Source organism: Pseudacidovorax sp. NFM-22 (assembly GCF_021401245.1).
GTDB lineage: Bacteria > Pseudomonadota > Gammaproteobacteria > Burkholderiales > Burkholderiaceae_C > Xenophilus.
The window spans coordinates 686,959-704,157 of sequence record NZ_JACBFY010000001.1 but is presented as its reverse complement, the minus strand read 5'-3'; the positions used below and the strand labels follow the sequence as shown (position 1 = coordinate 704,157).

Below are 17,199 nucleotides of genomic sequence, written 5' to 3'. Positions count from 1 at the left end.
ACGGGCCGTTTGTCTATGGGGTTGCTGGTCGGTTCCAACCTCTCGCAGAGAAATCGACATGCTTCAGCAGCCTCACACCAAGTACCGCGCCTTCGCACCGATCGGCCTCAAGGACCGCACCTGGCCCGATGCCATCATCACCCGTGCGCCAATCTGGCTGTCGACCGACCTGCGCGACGGCAACCAAGCGCTCGTCGAGCCCATGGACATGGCGCGCAAGATGCAGATGTTCGAGTTGCTCGTGCGCATCGGCTTCAAGGAAATCGAGGTGGGCTTTCCCGCCGCCTCTCAGATCGAGTTCGACTTCCTGCGCCGTCTCATCGACGAGGACCGCATTCCCGACGACGTGACCATCCAGGTCATGACGCCCGCGCGCGAAGAACTCATCGCCCGTACCATCGAGTCGCTGCGTGGTGCACCCAAGGCCATCGTTCATGTGTACAACGCCGTGGCCCCGGTGTGGCGCGAAGTGGTGTTTGGCATGAGCGTGTCGGAGGTGATGGCCCTGATCGAGCGCAGCGTGTCGCAGGTGCGCCGACTGACCGATGCGCAGCCCGGCACGCAATGGACGCTCCAGTATTCGCCGGAAACCTTCAGCCTGGCCGAACTCGAAGTCTCTGCACAGGCATGCGAGACGGCCATCGCCGCCTGGGGTGAGGGCAAGCCGATCATTCTCAACCTGCCCACCACGGTCGAGAACGCGACGCCCAACATCTTCGCCGACCAGATCGAATGGGTGAGCCGACGCTTCGGCAAGCGCGGCAACGTGGTGATCTCGGTGCATCCGCACAACGACCGCGGCACCGGCACGGCTTCCGCGGAACTGGCCATCATGGCCGGCGCCGACCGGGTGGAAGGCTGCCTCTTCGGCAATGGCGAGCGCACGGGCAACCTCGACATCGTCAACGTGGCGCTCAACCTCTACACGCAGGGCGTGTCGCCGGGCCTCGACTTCTCGCACATCGATGACATCCGCGCCACGGTCGAGCACTGCAATCAACTCCCCGTGCATCCGCGCCATCCTTATGCGGGGGACTTGGTCTACACCTCCTTCTCCGGCTCTCACCAGGATGCGATCAAGAAGGCCTTCGCGGCCCGCAAGGACGGCGACCTCTGGAGCGTCCCCTACCTGCCTATCGACCCGAAGGACGTGGGCCGCAGCTACGAGGCCGTGATCCGCGTGAACAGCCAATCGGGCAAGGGCGGCATCTCGTACCTGCTTGAAAGCGAGTACGGCCTCGAGTTGCCGCGCCGCCTGCAGATCGAGTTCAGCCAGGTGGTGCAGCGGGTGATGGACGTGGAAGGCAAGGAACTGGACGCGGCGAACCTCTGGGACATCTTCCGCCGCGAATACCACATGGACGGTGCCCAGGGCCTGCGCCACCGCGCGCAGTCCGTGGAAGGCGAGGGCGACCAGGCGCTCACCGTGCTGCGTGGCGAACTCACGTGGGGCGGCCAGCCCGTGACCATAGAAGGCCGCGGCAACGGGCCCATCGATGCCTTCAGCCGCGCCGTGGCCGAGGCCATCGGCCAGCCGATCCGCGTGATGGACTATCACCAGCATGCCATCGGCGCCGGTGCCGACGCACGCTCGGTGGCCTATGTGGAGATGCGCATGGGCGATTCGCGCACAGTGTTCGGCGTCGGCATCGATGCCGACACCACGGCCGCCGCGCTCAAGGCCATCGTCTCGGGCATGCAGCGCGCCGGGGGCGCCGACGCCCAGCAGGCACAATCGTCGGTTGCCGAAATGTCGGCCTGACGCAGAACGTACACGGACAAAGGAGCCCACAATGACCGACCAGTTGATCATTTTCGACACCACCTTGCGCGACGGTGAGCAGTCGCCTGGCGCCTCGATGACGCGTGACGAGAAGCTGCGCATCGCGCGGCAACTGGAACGGCTCAAGGTCGACGTGATCGAGGCGGGCTTCCCCGCCAGCTCCAACGGCGACTTCGAGGCGGTGCAGGCCATTGCCAATGCCATCAAGGACTCCACCGTGTGCGGCCTGTCGCGGGCCAACGACCGCGACATCTCGCGGGCCGCCGACGCGCTCGCTGGCGCGGCCCGTGCGCGCATCCACACCTTCATCGCCACGTCGCCGCTGCACATGGAGAAGAAGCTGCGGATGACGCCCGAGCAGGTGCTGGAGCAGGCGAAGCTGGCTGTGCGCTTCGCCCGCAACAAGGTGGCCGATGTGGAGTTCAGCCCCGAGGACGGCTACCGCAGCGAGATGGACTTCCTCTGCCGCGTGCTCGAGGCCGTGATCGCCGAAGGCGCCACGACCATCAACGTGCCCGACACGGTGGGCTATGCGATCCCCGAGCTCTACGGCCAGTTCATCAAGACGCTGCGCGAACGCGTTCCCAACAGCGACAAGGCCATCTGGTCGGTGCATTGCCACAACGACCTGGGCATGGCCGTGGCCAACTCGCTGGCCGGCGTGAAGATCGGCGGCGCCCGCCAGGTCGAATGCACCATCAACGGCCTGGGTGAGCGTGCCGGCAACTGCTCGCTCGAAGAGATCGTGATGGCGGTGAAGACCCGCAAGGACTACTTCGGGCTCGACCTCAACATCGACACCCAGCACATCGTGGCCGCGAGTCGCATGGTGAGCCAGACGACGGGCTTCGTGGTGCAGCCCAACAAGGCCGTCGTGGGCGCCAATGCCTTCGCCCATGCGTCCGGCATCCACCAGGACGGCGTGCTCAAGGCCCGCGACACCTACGAGATCATGCGCGCCGAGGACGTGGGCTGGACGGCCAACAAGATCGTGCTGGGCAAGCTCAGCGGCCGTAACGCCTTCAAGCAGCGCCTGCAGGATCTGGGCGTGTCGATGGACAGCGAGGCCGACCTGAACGCCGCCTTCCTGCGCTTCAAGGAACTGGCCGACCGCAAGGCCGAGATTTTCGACGAGGACATCCTCGCCCTTGTCAGCGCCGAGCAGCAGTCGAACGTTGACGAGCAGTTCAGCTTTGTGTCGCTCTCACAGCACAGCGAAACCGGTGAGCAGCCTCATGCCCGCGTGGTCTTCATCGACCAGGGCAAGGAGGTGGTGGGCGAGTCGGGTGGTAATGGCCCGGTCGATGCTTCCCTCAAGGCCATCGAGTCGCATGTGAAGAGTGGCGCCGAAATGGTGCTGTACTCGGTCAATGCCATCAGTGGCTCGACCGAAAGCCAGGGCGAAGTGACGGTGCGGCTGCAGAATGCGGGGCGCGTGGTCAACGGTGTCGGGGCCGATCCCGACATCGTGGTGGCCTCGGCCAAGGCGTACCTCAGCGCCCTGAACAAGCTGCACAGCCAGACTGAGCGCGTGGCGGCGCAGGGTTAGTTTCGAGCGTTCTTCGGCTTGCATGAAGAAGGGGGCGCAAGTCACTGATTTGCGTCTCTTTTTTGTATTCGATAGACTGCGGCACCTTGTCGATTTCCATGCCGCTGGAGTAGTTGATGGCCGAAGCCCCCGCGCAGCCTGTTTTGCCCCGAATTTCTTCACAGCGGTACTTGCCCGCGCTGCGCCTTCTGGCCGTGGCGCTTTGCGCAGTTTCCTTCCTGACGCCCGCTGCCCATGCCAATGGCAAGAAGCAGCAGGCCGCGGCCAAGCGGCCTGCTGCCACCAGCAAAGTCGCGGCCAAGCCCGCCCCCAAGGCGTCCAAGACCCGAACCGAGGAGCGGGTCGTGCGCGGCGGCCGCAACGTCGTCGCAACGGTGCGAAAGAGTGGCGGGAAGACGGTGGTGGCCGTGCAGCGTCGCTCCGTGGTGCGCGTCGCCGAGCCGCCCCGCCAGTCCTATGGCCAACTCGCTGGCCTTCATCACTCGCAGGACCCGCTCGACCTGAAGTCGAGCGTGGCGCTGGTGATGGACCAGGACACCCGCGAGGTGCTGCTGAGCAAGAACGACCACGCCGTGCTGCCCATCGCCTCGATCACCAAGCTCATGACGGGCCTGCTGATCAGCGAGGCCAAGTTGCCGATGGACGAGCCGATCACCATCACCCAGGACGATGTGGACACCGAGAAGTTCAGCCGTTCCCGCCTGGCCGTGGGCACCACGCTGCCGCGCGGCGAACTGCTGCATCTTGCCCTGATGTCGAGCGAGAACCGGGCCGCCCATGCCTTGGGGCGGACGTACCCGGGCGGCCTGGCCACCTTCGTGAGCGTGATGAACGCGAAGGCGCGGATGATCGGCATGAAGGACACCCGCTATGTCGAGCCCACGGGCCTGTCGAGCAGCAATCAGTCCACGGCCCAGGACCTGGCCCTGCTCGTGGCCGTGGCGTCGCAGGATTCGCTGGTGCGCAGCCTGACGACCTCGCCGGAATACCAGGTGGAGGTGGGCAATCGCATGCTGCAGTTCAACACCACCAACCGGCTGGTGCGCAGCCCCGATTGGGACATCGGTCTGCAGAAGACGGGCTACATCTCCGAGGCCGGACAGTGCCTGGTGATGCAGGCGCGCGTCGCCGGTCGCAAGCTCATCATGGTGTTCCTGGACTCTGCCGGCAAGTTCAGCCGGATCGCCGATGCCGAGCGCGTTCGCCGCTGGGTAGAGACCAACCGCTTCGCCCCGATGCATACGGCCAGCAGCCAGATTTCTGGCTGACCCCCGGGGCAGGATGGGCTGCTCCAGATGAACCAAGGGCCCTCTCGAGGGCCCTTTGCGTTCTGCGCCGGCGCACCGCGCACGCCGGGAAGTGTGAGTGGCGCTGCGGCGTCAGGCCGCCCTGGCGGGCTGTGCCATGTCCGCAGAAGGCGGCGTCGCATCCGAGTAGCCGAGCGCGCCCGAGATCTCGTTCGCCGTGGCCTGCAGCTTGGGGAGCCAGCCGTCATCGAGCCGATCAGCGGGGGCCGAGATGGACAGGCCCGCCACGAGCTTGCCCTGGTCGTCGTAGATGCCTGCCGCCATGCAGCGCACCCCGAGCTCCAGCTCCTCGTTGTCGCGCGCGATGCCGTACTGCCGTGCCCGGGCGAGTTCGCGCTCCAGGACAGGCAACTGCGTGATGCTGTTGCGGGTGTGGCCTGCGAGGCCGGTGCGCGTCGCGTAGCTGCGCACGCGCTGCTGTTCGTCGGCGGCGAGGAACAGCTTGCCGGTTGAGGTGAGGTGCAGCGGCGCGCGGCCGCCGATGGCCCGCACCACCTGCATGCCGGAGCGTTCGCTGTAGGCCCGCTCCACGTAGACGATCTCGTCGCCTTGCCGCACGCTCAGGTTGACCGGCTGCTGCGTGAGCTTGTGCAATTCGCGCATCGGTCCCAGGGCGGCGTCGCGCACATTCAGTCGGCCCTTCACCAGATTGCCCAGTTCGAGCAGCCGCATGCCGAGGCGATAGCTGCCCGGTTCCGGCCGGTCCACGAAACGCCCGACAGCGAGGTCGTTGAGGATGCGGTGGGTGGTGGAGGGATGGAGCCCCGTTTTTTCGCTGATCTCCTTGAGGGAGATCGCGTCCTCGCGAGACGCCAGCACGTCGATCAGGGCGAACATGCGCTCGATGACCTGGATGACGGGCGTGGCAGGAACGTCGGTGTTGTTCTTTCTCATGGGACGGCGCTGAACCAAACGGCCGCCATTTTATAGCGTGAAATCAAACTTCGCGCCATTCGCCGTCCACCAGGATCTGGTGGGGGGCGAACTTGGCCTTGTAGGCCATCTTGTTGCTGTGCTCGATCCAGTAGCCCAGGTAGACGTGCGGCAGGCCGAGTTCACGGGCCTGGGCAATCTGCCAGAGCACGCCGTAGGTGCCATAGGCAGCACCTTCCTCCGGCTCGTAGAAGGTGTAGACGGCCGACAGCCCGTCGTTGAGCACGTCCAGGATGGACACCATCTTCAAGGCGCCCTGGCTGCCGTCGTCGGTTGGCTCGCGGAACTCGACCAACCGTGAGTTGACGCGGCTCTGGAGCAGGAACTGGGTGTACTGGTCGATGCTGTCGTGGTCCATACCCCCGCCAGCGTGGCGGCCGTTCTGGTAGCGCAGGTAAAGCTGGTAGTGCTCGGGCACGAAGCACAGTCGCAGCACCCGGGCCTGCAGATGCTGGTGGCGTTGCGCTGCGCGGCGCTGGCTGCGGCTGGGCGCGAAACGTTCTGCCAGGATGCGCAGGGGGATGCAGGCGCGGCAACCGTCGCAGTAGGGGCGGTAGGTGAACATTCCGCTGCGGCGGAAGCCGCCCAGCACCAGGTCGGAGTAGGCGTCGCTGTTGATGAGGTGGCTGGGCGTGGCCACCTGGGAGCGCGCCTGACGGTCGGGCAGATAGCTGCAGGGGTAGGGCGCTGTCGCGTAGAACTGCAGCGTCTGGAGCGGCAGATCCTTGAGGAGCGTCATTGCTGTGCCGGCAGAAGTTCGTTCCAGTATATGGGGTCGAATTGCCATGCAGGAATGGGCGGCTGCCTGCATGCATCGCCGATGTGGGCGAGGAACTGCGCCCGTGGCCATTCGCTCGCGCCCAGGCTGGCCAGGTGGGCGGTGTTCTGCTGACAGTCGATGGCCTGCACGCCGTGGTGGCGGCAGAAGGCCACCAGGCCCGCCAAGGCGATCTTCGAGGCGTCGGTGCGCCGCGCGAACATCGATTCGCCGAAGACCGCGCGGCCCAGTGCGACGCAATAGAGGCCGCCCGCGAGTTGCCCGTCGATCCAGGTCTCCACGCTGTGCGCGTGGCCGGCGCGGTGCAGTGCCACGTAGGCCTGCTGCATCTCGGGGAGGATCCAGGTGCCCGACTGGCCGGCCCGGGGCGCTTCGGCGCAGGCGGTGATCACGTCGGCGAATGCATGGTCGATGCGGATCTCGCACCGCGGCGCCTGCTGGCGAAACGCCAGCAGGGTCTTGCGCAGCGAGCGGTGCAAGCGGAAGGCGCCAGGCCGGAGCACCATCCGCGGGTCCGGGCTCCACCAGAGGATGGGCTGGTCGTCGCCGAACCACGGGAAGATGCCGTGGCCATAGGCGTCGAGCAGCGTCGGCACGTCCAGTGCGCCGCCGGCCGCCACGACGCCCGGAACGGGATCTTCTGGCCCCCACGCGGTGGCCGGCGGTGGGAGCGGCTCACCAGCGGCGAGCCAGGGCAGTTTGCGGGGGAGTCGTGCCACGGCTGGATTCTGGCGCATGCCGGGCGCGATCCCGGCACGCGCCGCTTCCAATGGGCCGCACCCTCTGATTTCCCCCAAAAAGGCGAAGGGTAAGGGCCTGGATTGCGGCACACTCTCGGCCGGCCGCCGCGAGGCAGCCATGAGGGCGCCGGCCCAAGGCTTTGCCGGCGTGGAGAACTATTCGAGGCGATCCGCCTTTCCTGGAGCTTGCGTGTTCCGCCTGCTGATCTGTGATGACCATCCGCCCATCCGGACGGCACTGCGGTTGCTCGCGCGTCAGGTCGATCCCACCAGCGATGTCACCGAGACCGGCAACGCCCGCGACCTCGTCGAGGTTCTGCGTGGGCGCCGCGATTTCGACCTGCTGGTGCTCGACCTTCAGTTGCCGGGGATGTCCGGCCTGAGCGTCCTGTCGGAGGTCAAGCAGCTGCGGCCAGAACTCGCCGTGCTCGTCCTTTCTGCGGACGAAAGCCCCCAGAGCGTCGATGCGGCGCTGCAGGCCGGTGCTTCCAGCTATCTGTTCAAGTCGGCGAGCGAGACGGTGCTCTTCCAGGCGCTCAAGGATGTCTGCGGTCGCCGGCTTGCGCTGCCCGAAAGCATCACGGCCAAGGCCGGCGGCCGGGGCCGCGCGGTACCGGACGATGGGCTGTCGCTGTCGGCCCGGCAACGCGACGTGCTGAACTGCCTGCTGCACGGCATGTCGGCCAAGCAGGTGGCACGCACGCTCGGCCTGTCAGAAGGCACGGTCAAGAGCCACACCGTGGCGGTGTTCCGGGCCCTCAATGTCAGCTCCCGTGCGCAGGCGGTGGTGGAAGCGCATCGGCGAGGCATCACGCTTGGATGCTGAGGCGCACGACCGCGACCTGATCAGCTTCGCCCTGGCCCAGGCCGCCGCCGCGGCCAGGCTGGCCTTGGTGGGTGTGTTGATCCTCGCCGCGGTCGCATGGCGGGACGTGGGTGCGCCGGGCGTTCTCGCCTGGAGCGTGGCCGCGGCGGGCTCCCTGCTGCTGCGCAACCGCGTCATGGCCGTGGCGGCCCGCTGGCTGTCGCAAGGGCGTCCCACGCGCAGCGCACGACGCATCCTCTGGGCCTCGTCGTTGGTGCTGGCCTTTGCCCTGGTGAGCCTGCCCCTGCTCGGCCTGCCGCACATGCAGACCGAGACGCGATTGCTGGTGACGCTCTTCTATTGCTGCTGGGGTGCAGCGGGCATGTCGTCCCTGGGCATCGTGCCGCGGCTGTATGCCGGCTATCTGGGGCTGATGCTGGGGGGCGTGGCCGCGGGTTGGGCGCGGGACTTCACGCCCCAGCTCGCCCCGGCGATCTTCGGCGGCCTCTTCATGTACTGGCTGGTGCTGAGCGTCTTCGCCCACGGCTTTTCCCGCCGCGTGGCCGAGGGCATCGCCATCCGCGCCGAGAACGCGCAACTCGTCAAGCAGCTGTCGGCGGCCAATGCCGCCAAGACCCGCTTCATCATGACGGCCAGCCACGACCTGCGCCAGCCACTGCATGCCATCGGGCTGCTGGGCGGGGTGCTGGCGCGTGCCACCACCGCAGAGGACATCCACCGGGCGCGCGAGGCCTTGGCCATCGCGCTGGAGGGGCTGCAGCAGCTTTTCTCCGCCATCCTGGATCTCTCGCGGATGGACAGTGGGGCGCTGCGGCCCGAGCTGCGCTACGTGCCCATCGCGCCGTTGGTCGCGCGCCTGGACATCGAGTACCGCGCCCTGTGCCTCGAAGGCGGCCGGCGCTGGGAGTGCCGCGCCGAGACGGCGCATGTCCGCACTGACCTAGCACTGCTCGAGCGGGTGCTGCGCAACCTGCTCGACAACGCGCTCAAGCATGGCGCCGATGGCGGGGTGTGCCTGGCGCTGTCCACGCAGCCCGATGGCGTGATGCTGGAGGTCTCCGACACGGGCCCGGGCATCCCGGTGGAGGAGCAGGACCGGGTGTTCGACGAGTTCTACCGCAGCCGCCACGTGGTCTCGTCCGGCATGGGGCTGGGGCTGTCGATCGTGCAGCGTCTGGCCCGGCTGCTCAACGCCCGGCTGAACATGGAATTCGTCGATCCGGTCCGGCGCACCGGAACGCGGGTCACCCTGATGCTGCCACTGGCGCAGCCCAGCGACGAGCAGGCCGTCGAGCCCGAGGTGGTGCTGCCCGACCTGCAGGGCCTGCGCGTGCTGGTGCTGGACGACGAGGCAACGGTGCTCGACGCCACCCGCGCCCTGCTGGAGCAATGGGGCTGTGTGGTCGCCACCTGCCGCAGCGGCAGCGAGGTGGCCGCTGCCGTGCAGCGCCTGGGACCGCCGCATGTCGCCTTGGCCGACTACCACCTCGGCCCCTCGGAAAACGGCCTGATGGCCCTGGAGGCGTTGCGCCGCGATCAGCCCGAGATGGGCTGCGTCATCGTCACGGGCGAATCCGATGCGGCCATCCGTCAGCGACTGGCCGACGAGGGCCTGCCGGTGCTGGAAAAGCCGGTGGATCCCGAAGAGTTGCGCGCCGTGCTGGGCCTGTTCCGCGCCATGGACGAATGATGAACGAAGGGGTGATCGATGCAGTGGCTCTCCGACAACCTGGAGGCGCTGCTCGAAGCGCCCGATGAGCAGCGACGTTTCGACGCCGTCGTCGTGGGCTCCGGCTACGGCGGCTCGGTGGCGGCATTGCGGCTGGCCGAAGCCGGGTTCAATGTCGGCGTGCTCGAACGCGGGCAGGAATACGTGGCTGGCGAATTCCCGAGCGACCTGGGCGATGCCGGCAAGTACGTGCGCGCCCAGTGGCAGGGCGCGACCGGCGTCCAGGCGGCCGGCTATGAGGATGCGCTCTTCGACTTCCGGGTGGGGCAGGGCGCCGCGGCCCTCGTGGGCAACGGACTGGGCGGCGGCAGCCTGATCAACGCCGGTGTCGGCCTGCAGCCCGAAGCGGTGGTGTTCCAGTCCGAGCACTGGCCTGCCGCCATCCGGCGCACCAACCTGCAGCCGTGGTTCGACCGCGCCCGTGCCATGCTGGAGTTGTCCCGGCCGGAGGACGGTCGGCGTTGCTTCGACCCGCAGGGCACGCGCAAATACCAAGCGCTGCGCGGGCTGCACGACCGGCTGCCCTCCCGGCCGGCCCGGGGCGACTCCGCTTCGGTCCGGCCCGAGTTCCGTGAAGTGCCCATCGCCGTCTGCCTGCATCCCTGGCAGGTCACGGCGCATGAGGGCGCGCTGGGCCCGCGGTCGGCCTGCACCGGCTGCGGCAACTGCGTCAGCGGCTGCAACGACGACGCCAAGCTGACGCTCACCAAGACCTACCTGCCCGCCGCCCGGCGGGCGGGGGCGCGGCTCTTCGCGGGCGTGACGGTGCTCAGCGTCCATCGCGAGGAGGAGGGCGACTTCCCCTGGGTGCTGCGCGTGGTCCGCACGGCCGAACGCAGCCTGTACGAGGGCCAGCGCCAGCATGCAGGCGCCGCGGCCCGCGCCGGCTGGGTGCATGAACTGCGCGCCCGGCAGGTGGTGCTGGCCGCCGGCACCTTCGGCAGCACGGAGATCCTGCTGCGCTCCCGTTCCGCGCCAGAGGGCACGCCACGCGCGCCGCTCGCCACCAGCGACCGGCTCGGCGAGCGGGTGTCCGGCAACGGCGACGACGTGGCCTGCATTGCCGAGCTGGATGCGCCGGCCAACGCACTGGGCGACACGGCCGCTGGCCGAAGCCCCGAACCGGCCGGGCCAACCATCTCGGCCATGATCCGCTTCCGCGACGCCGGGGACGAGCGACGCTCGACCCTGGTTCAGGATGGCGGCGTGCCGGGGCTGCTGGCGCCCGTGTTCCAGGAGCTCGTCCAGACGCTCACCACGCTCGCCCGGCTGGACGACCCCGCCGGTCCGGCATCGACGGAGGTGGACGACCTGGCGCCGCAGCCGAAGGTGCTGACCCACTCGCTCACGCTGCTGGGCATGGGCCACGACGACAGCCCCGCCCGCATCGACCTGGACACGCGCAGCGACCGCATCCGCTGGCAGTGGCCGCGTCCCGAGGCGGCGTCCGCGCCGCCGCTGCACCGGGCGCGCGTGGCGCCCGCCACGGGCCAGGATGGGCGCTACCTGCGCAATCCGGGCAGCGGCATCCTGCCGCCCACCATGGACGGGCTGCTGGGCGGTGCCGGCATGGGCCAGTTGTTGGTCACCGTCCATCCGCTCGGCGGTTGCCCCATGGGCGACGATGCGGTGCAAGGGGTGTGCAACCACCTGGGGCAGGTCTTCCGCGGACCGCAGGGCAGCGATGTGCACGAAGGCCTGTATGTGATGGACGGCTCGGTGGTGCCGACATCGCTCGGTGTCAATCCCATGCTCACCATCACCGCCCTGGCCGAGCGCAGCTGCGCCGACCTCGTGCAGCGCCTGCATGCCGGGTCGGCGGCACGGATGCCCCCGCCGGCCGGCGCCGTGCCTCGGCCCTTGCCTGCGCCGGTCGTGCCTGCGCCCAGGCCAACGAGTACCGCTGGCGCCGTCGCCCCGGGTGCGTCGCTGCGCGAGGTGCTTCGCGGCCCGGTGCAGCCGTCTCCTTCGCAGCAATGGTGCGGGCCCTGGCCTCGGGACGCGGTGCCCCTGGGCGATGCCGCCTCGCTCTTCGTGCAGATGGAGGTGAGCGACTGGGCGCGTTTCCTGGCCGACCCGCGCCATCGGGCGCTCGTCCAGCCCTCGGGGGCGGCGTCCTCGTCGGCCTACGAGGCCTCGCGCCTGCTGGTGCAGCTCGAAGGCCGCGCACCGCGCACGCTGTGGGTGGAGGAGGGCCATGCCGACCTGTATGCCCGCCAGCCGGAGTCCTGGCCGCGGCATGCGAGTCGCTGGCTTCGGCTGGTCCTCACCTACACCCTCAGCCGCTGGCTGCCGGATTCCGGCAAGGAGGGCGGCGGAAGCTTCTCGCTGAAACCCGCCAACCTGTGGCGGGTGGCCCGGATGCTGTGGCAGGCCGCGGAAGTACGGGTCTTCGATTACCGCATGGTCCTGCGCATGGAGGTCGAGGTCGAGAACGAGGACAAGGACAAGGACAAGGCCAGGGAAGAGCCGCCGCTTCATCTGCGCGGCACCAAGGTCATCGATGGTGCAGCGTCCTGGAAGGACCTGGGGCAGTGGTGCCGCGCTGCATGGGCCGGTGGCTGGCCCGCCGTGCCGCGCCCCAGCGTCTGGAGCCAACTGGGCGAACTGCCCCTGTCGCTGAGCGACGCGTCCGGCCAGGTCCTGCTGCAGGGTCGGCTGCGCATGGACATGCCCGACATCGCCCGCAACCTGCTGCCCCAGCTGCACAGCGGTCGGGACAGCGTGACGGCGACGATGGCCGCGCTGGGCTATCCGCTGATGCTCGCGCGCGGGCTGCTGCGCACGCGGCTGCTGGACTTCCGTGCGCCGGACTATGCCCGCCGCACCGTGCCGCCCGCGCCCCCGGCAGGTGGCGAGGCCGAGCAGGTCTGGCTGCATTTTCCCGAGGGCTGGACCCACGGCGGCTTTCCTCCGCTGCAGACCCGTCGACACGGCCAGGTGCCGCCCTGTGCGCCGATCCGGTTGCGTGTGCGCGCGCGGCTGGCCGATCCGGCGGCCTCGCCCATGGACCTGGCGCTGGTGCGCTACCGGCAGCCCCGGCCCCAGGTGCACGCCCCCGACGGGCAGGGGGCCCGCCGCGTGCGCGCGCTGCTGATGATCAACGGCTTCGCCCAGTCGACGCTGCCCTTCGTCGAGCCATTGATGGGCGCCGACGCGCTGGCGGCGCGGCTGTACGACGAGGGCTGGGACCTGTGGCTGCTGGAGTACCGCGTGAGCCCGCTGCTGGATGCCTCCGCCCGCTTCTCGACCATGGACGACATCGCGGCCTTCGACATTCCGTCGGCGGTGGCCCGTGTGTGCGCAGAGCTGGGCGAGGAGCTCGACCTGGCGCCCGAGCTGCTGCGCATCCACGCCTTCAGCCATTGCGTGGGCGCTGCTTCGCTGGCGATGTCGCTGGCCGGTGGACACCTGGCCGTGCGCCATCCCGAGGGCGATGGCCAGGTGCATCGTCTGGGTGGGGCCGTCTTTTCGCAGTTCCAGCCCTATGTGATCGGCTCCAACTCGGCGCAGCAGCGTCTTCAGCTGGGGGCCTTCATGCACAACGTGCTCGGCCGCGAGTTCCTGGAGTTCGCCGCCGGTGTCGGAACACCCGATCTGCTGCATGGGCTGCTGGACCGGCTCTTCGCCACGATGCCGCATGCGGACCTGCCCTGTGTCCCGCGCGGCGAGGCCTGCCCGCACGACGATCCGGCGTGCCCGCATGCGCAGCACTGCCCGCACAAGCTGCAGGCCTGCCCCCACGAAGCCGACCTGCGCGTCGAGCAGCCCGACACCACCACCTGCAAGCGCATGTCCGGGCTGCTCAGTCCGCTTTTCGATCATGGGCGCCTGGGCGAGACCTTCCACGAGCGGCTGGACATCTACTTCGGCCGCACCAACCTGGGCGTCTTCCTGCATGGCGCCAAATGCGTGCAGCACGAACAGCTGGTGGACGACGATGGCCGCGACTACCTGTCGGACGACAAGGTCCGGCGCTATTTCGACATGCCGATGATGCTCATGCACGGCAGCGACAACCAGCTGTTCGACGTCGCGTCCCTCGCGCGCAGCGCCGATCAGCTGCGCCGGGTCTTCGGCGAGGAAGGGCGCTCGACCGCCTCCAATCCGGCTCAGCCCATGCCGCGGGTCACGGCCCACCCGCTGCCGGGCTTCGCGCATTTCGACTGCACCATCGGCCGCGCCGCAGCGCAGCAGGTCTTTCCCCGCATCGAGCAGTTCCTGGCCGATGCGTGGACGCGCCCGCTGGCCCCGCCGCAGGTGCAGCGCCACGCCGAGGCGCAACTGCCGGCGACCGGCCCGCTGATGGGCTGGGTGCGGCCGGGGCAGGGCGGCGCGACGGTGGTGCGGGTGTGGGCCGAGTTCCGGCGCCGACACGGTGGCCTGCTGGTGGGCGGCATGACGCTGGCGTGCGGCCAGCTCCGGCGGAAGCCATGGCATCTCTCGCAGGCCTGGCCTCTGAGGACCGTGGTCCTGCAGACACGGCCGCCGGCGCAGGTGTCCGACACCGTGCCGCCGGGCACGGCCTTTCCGGTCAGCGTGCTCGTCGCCGACGTGGTGCTGCCTGCGGACGTGGAGGGCGTGCACATCGACGTCTTCGGGCTCTACACCTTCGACGCCAGCGCCGCGCCGATGGATGCCGCGCCGCTGGTGCCGGCGGGCATGCCGGGCCAGACGCCGCCATCGGCATCCACCGGCGTCCCCGCGGCCGGAGAAATGCTGGATGAGGATGCGCAGGCCGCCCACGACCTGGCCGTGCTGACCGGCCAGACGCCGGGCAGGGTGTCGGCCGCCGCCGCGGACGCCGCCACGCCCTTCCGCCTGACCATCGACACGAGCCTGCTCGTCCGCGCCGCCCGGCGCGTGCCCCTGCCCGAGGACCGGGTGCCCGCGCCGTTCGCCGTCCCCCCGACCACGGACGAGATCGTGCTGCCCGAGGACGGCCTGATCGGCCCGGTGGTCGAACAGGGGCCGCTGCTGTCGCAGGCCTATGCCGATGGCCTGGTGGCCGTGCTGCGCGAGGAGCTGAAGCGCCGTGCCGCCGCCGCGCGCCGTGCCGACCCGGCCACGCTGTCGCGTGTGGACCGTGAACTGGCCACGCCTGAGCAGGCACGGTTGCACGTGGCCGATGCCCTGCGCCGGCCCGCGGAGGGCGGCACCTGTTTCCTTGCCGCGGGGTGCCGGCATCCCGGCATCACGGGCTTCGAGTCGGCACGTGCCGACGCCAGCCTGGCAGCGCTGGCGCACGCCCATGCCCGCACGGGCGACGCCCGCTTCATGGCCATGCTCGGCGACCAGGTCTATGCCGATGCGCGTGCCGGCCTCTTCGACACGGCCTCGGAGCTGGAGCGCATCCTGCCGCGCTACCGCGACGCCATGGGCTCGCCCGGCTTCCGCGCGCTGGCCCAGCGGCTCCCGATCGTCATGGTGCTGGACGACCACGAGATCGTCGACAACTGGACGCGCGAGCAGCTGTGGCTGGGCGAGGGCGGCCTATGGCGGGCGCTCACCGCACGCGCGGCCTACCGCGCCTTCCAGCGCGCTCATGGGCCGGATCCCTTTGCGGCCGCCGACGGCGACGCCGACGATGCGCGCCACCACGGCGCCTTCCGCTGCGGCGACATCTCGGCCTTCATGCTGGATGCGCGCACCTCGCGGCAACTTGGCACGCGTCGACTGCTGTCGGAGACCGGCTGGAGGCTGCTGGAGACCTGGCTGTGCCGTGAGCAGCAGATGCATGGCGATGCGCCGAAGTGGGTGATGTGCGGCTCGGTGATCGCGCCGGGCCTGCGGGAGTTTGCCGGCCGTCCCGCGCCGCGGCAGGCCGACAACTGGCAGATGTCGCCCGCCGACCGGCAACGCTTCTTCGACCTCCTGGTGCGGCACCGCATCCAGAACGTGGTGCTGCTGTCCAGCGACTACCACTGCTCGGCCGTGGCGCGCCTGCGCATCGGGCCCGACCTGCAGGGCCTCGCCATCGTGGCACCGCCCCTGCATGCACCCATGCGCTTCGCCAACTCGTTGGCCGACACGGTGTTGCTCGAAGAGTCGGTTCCGCTCGTCGGCGGCCTCACGCTGCAGGTCGACAGCGTGGGCGCCTGGGACGGGGAGGGCTGGCTGGCTGTCCGGCAGTCCGAAGTCGCCGAAGGGCATTGGACGCTGGCGCTGGACCTGCACCTGCGCGGGCAGGAAGCCGCGGCCTTCGAGACGATCCATCTCCGCGAGACGCTGCCGAGTCGCCGGCCGCGTCCGCGGAGTGCCGCTCAGAACGATTCCAGCGGCAGGCCGACGTAGTTCTCGGACAGCGAGGTCGACGCCGCTGACGAGTGCACCAGGTAGTCCAACTCGGCCTCCTGGATCTTCTGGCCGAAGTCGCCGGTGTCGGGGAAGCGGTGCATCAGCGAGGTGAACCACCACGAGAAGCGCTCGGCCTTCCAGATGCGGCGCAGGCAGAGGTCGGAATAGCGGTCGAGCGCGCTGGTGCTGCGCTCGCCGTAGTAGCGCTCCAGCGCCTGGTACAGGTAGCCCACGTCCGAGGCCGCGAGGTTCAGACCCTTGGCGCCGGTGGGCGGCACGATGTGCGCCGCGTCGCCCGCCAGGAACAGCCGGCCGAAGCGCATCGGCTCGGCCACGAAGCTGCGCAGCGGGGCGATGCTTTTTTCCAGCGCGGGGCCGGTCACGAGGCGCTCGCGGCCTTCCGGGTCCAGGCGCAGGCGCAGCTCGTTCCAGAAGGCGTCGTCGCTCCAGTTCTCGACCTTCTCCTCGACCGGCACTTGCACGTAGTAGCGGCTGCGGGTGCGGCTGCGCATGCTGCACAGCGCGAAGCCGCGCGGCGTGTTGCAGTAGATGAGTTCGTCGGAGACCGGCGGCACGTCCGCCAGCATGCCCAGCCAGCCGAAGGGATAGATCTTCTCGTAGAGCTTGACCGCGCTGGCCGGCACGCTGGCCCGGCTCACGCCGTGGTAGCCGTCGCAGCCGGCGATGAAGTCGCATTCGATCTCGTGCGTGGCGCCGTCCTTCTCGTAGCGCACGCGGGGGCGCTCGCCGTCGAAGTCATGCAGGCTGACGTTGGCCGCACCGTAGATGGTGGTCAGGCCGGCGGCGGCGCGGACGTCCATCAAATCGCGGGTGACCTCGGTCTGGCCGTAGACCATCACTTGCCGGCCCTGCGTGTGCGCATGCATGTCGATGCGGTGGCGTTGGCCCTGGAAGAGCAGCTCGATGCCGTGGTGCGGCAGCCCTTCGGCATGGGCGCGCGCATCGACGCCGGCCTTCTTGAGCAGGTCCATCGTGACCTGCTCCAGCACGCCGGCGCGGATGCGGCCGAGCACGTAGTCGCCGGTCTGGCGTTCGACGATCACGTTGTCGATGCCGGCGACGTGCAGCAGTTGGCCCAGCAGCAGGCCGGCCGGGCCGGCGCCGATGATGGCGACTTGGGTACGCATGGGAAGGGTCTCCTGATCCAGGGGCAACAAAGGGAATGGGCCGAAGCGTAGAAAAAAGCTGCCCCGATCCGGCGGCCCGTCAGGCCCTGCCGCGCGATGATTCGTTGGG

General features: G+C 69.2%; 10 protein-coding genes. 6 read left to right on the top strand and 4 right to left on the bottom strand.

Going from position 1 to position 17,199, the window contains the following annotated elements; translation table 11 throughout:
- Window positions 1-58 precede the first annotated feature (58 nt).
- From leuA to L0984_RS03085, 3 genes are all read left to right on the top strand, one after another.
- On the top strand, window positions 59-1,762 hold the full coding sequence (gene leuA, locus L0984_RS03095) for a 2-isopropylmalate synthase (RefSeq protein WP_234192285.1): 1,704 nt from the start codon (window positions 59-61) through the stop codon (window positions 1,760-1,762).
- Window positions 1,763-1,793: 31 nt separating this feature from the next.
- Complete coding sequence (locus L0984_RS03090) at window positions 1,794-3,332, top strand: 2-isopropylmalate synthase (protein WP_234192284.1); 1,539 nt, start codon at window positions 1,794-1,796, stop codon at window positions 3,330-3,332.
- 116 nt (window positions 3,333-3,448) lie between these two features.
- Window positions 3,449-4,600 (top strand): serine hydrolase, encoded by a 1,152-nt coding sequence (locus L0984_RS03085; RefSeq protein ID WP_234192283.1) that lies wholly within the window; start codon window positions 3,449-3,451, stop codon window positions 4,598-4,600.
- Between the two features lie 111 nt (window positions 4,601-4,711).
- Here L0984_RS03085 and L0984_RS03080 read toward each other — a convergent pair whose 3' ends face one another.
- From L0984_RS03080 to aat, 3 genes are read right to left on the bottom strand one after another with little or no spacing between them, the layout of a single operon-like run.
- A complete protein-coding gene (locus L0984_RS03080) occupies window positions 4,712-5,533 on the bottom strand; it encodes an IclR family transcriptional regulator (protein ID WP_017759059.1) in 822 nt (273 codons plus the stop codon).
- 43 nt (window positions 5,534-5,576) lie between these two features.
- Window positions 5,577-6,311 carry an arginyltransferase gene (locus L0984_RS03075; RefSeq protein ID WP_234192282.1) on the bottom strand — a complete coding sequence of 245 codons (735 nt, stop codon included), beginning with the start codon at window positions 6,309-6,311 and terminating at the stop codon, window positions 5,577-5,579.
- Window positions 6,308-7,087 (bottom strand): leucyl/phenylalanyl-tRNA--protein transferase, encoded by a 780-nt coding sequence (aat, locus tag L0984_RS03070; RefSeq protein ID WP_234192770.1) that lies wholly within the window; start codon window positions 7,085-7,087, stop codon window positions 6,308-6,310. The genes L0984_RS03075 and aat overlap by 4 nt, the downstream gene beginning before the upstream one ends.
- A 193-nt stretch (window positions 7,088-7,280) precedes the next feature.
- Here aat and L0984_RS03065 point away from each other — a divergent pair, with 193 nt between their 5' ends.
- The 3 genes from L0984_RS03065 to L0984_RS03055 are packed head-to-tail and all read left to right on the top strand — an operon-like array spanning window position 7,281 to window position 15,939.
- Complete coding sequence (locus tag L0984_RS03065; protein ID WP_017759062.1) at window positions 7,281-7,916, top strand: response regulator; 636 nt, start codon at window positions 7,281-7,283, stop codon at window positions 7,914-7,916.
- A complete protein-coding gene (locus L0984_RS03060) occupies window positions 7,906-9,606 on the top strand; it encodes a hybrid sensor histidine kinase/response regulator (protein WP_234192281.1) in 1,701 nt (566 codons plus the stop codon). Before L0984_RS03065 ends, L0984_RS03060 begins: the two co-directional genes overlap by 11 nt.
- A gap of 18 nt (window positions 9,607-9,624) precedes the next feature.
- On the top strand, window positions 9,625-15,939 hold the full coding sequence (locus L0984_RS03055; RefSeq protein WP_234192280.1) for an alkaline phosphatase D family protein: 6,315 nt from the start codon (window positions 9,625-9,627) through the stop codon (window positions 15,937-15,939).
- Here the strand turns inward: L0984_RS03055 and pobA are convergent.
- Window positions 15,909-17,090 (bottom strand): 4-hydroxybenzoate 3-monooxygenase, encoded by a 1,182-nt coding sequence (gene pobA / locus L0984_RS03050; protein WP_234192279.1) that lies wholly within the window; start codon window positions 17,088-17,090, stop codon window positions 15,909-15,911. The genes L0984_RS03055 and pobA overlap by 31 nt on opposite strands.
- Between the last annotated feature and the right edge of the window lie 109 nt (window positions 17,091-17,199).